Genomic DNA, 811 nt, shown 5'->3' on the forward strand with positions numbered 1-811 from the left:
GGTGCTTCGGCAAGCGATCGGGGAGCGGTCATGTATACGGCCTCGAGAAGCGGCCATTGACCGCGGGCCCTGATGGAGATCGCGGACCGAATTCCAATCATTGCGGCGCGCTATGACGCGCGATGACGTGTCGGAGTGTTTCGGTCCCGGTTTCCTGACCATTTGCCATCACACCTTGATTGCCCTTTCCGATAGGATGAGCGCGAGCGCGGCGGCGGTCGCCCTTCAGCTAGGCAGCAGCCGTCGCGCTCGCGCGGTCGCGGTAAGCTTCTCCTTTGACCAGCATGGCCCAGATGATGCGCGCGGTTTTGGCCGCGAAGGCCACCATGGCGACCTTGTAGGGCCGCCGTGCGAGCAGATCGCGCAGCCATGGATCGGTGAGGCCGCGTGCCTTCTGATGCCGCAGATAGGCGCTGGCTCCGCTGATCAGCAGCGCTCGCAGCACGCGATCGCCCTGTTTGGAGATGCGCCCAGGGCGATGCTTGCCGCCGGTGCCGTGATCCTTGCCGGTGAGCCCGATCCAGGCCGCGAAGTCACGTCCGGAGCGGTACACCTTCGCATCGGGCACTTTAGCCAACACCGTGCTGGCGATGATCGGGCCGACGCTTGGGACTTCCATCAGCCGCTTCGCGTCTTGATCGCAGCGGGCGGCCTTGGCGATCTGCCGTTCAAGCGCGCGTTCATCGGCATCGAGCGCCTGCCAGTGCTTGGCCAACACCAACAGTGCGGATCGCATCACTTCTGGAATCTGTTCGTTCGGCTCTTCGAGCTGGGCCATCAGGGCGCGCAGCCCCTCATAGCCCTGTGCCGC

General features: G+C 64.7%; 1 protein-coding gene. It reads right to left on the minus strand.

Going from position 1 to position 811, the window contains the following annotated elements:
- Nucleotides 1-229: 229 nt before the first annotated feature.
- Nucleotides 230-811: IS110 family RNA-guided transposase (locus H8A95_RS43295; protein WP_229188486.1), on the minus strand; the 582-nt coding region annotated here is incomplete at its 5' end.

This window comes from Bradyrhizobium oropedii (assembly GCF_020889685.1).
GTDB classification, from domain to species: Bacteria; Pseudomonadota; Alphaproteobacteria; order Rhizobiales; family Xanthobacteraceae; genus Bradyrhizobium; species Bradyrhizobium oropedii.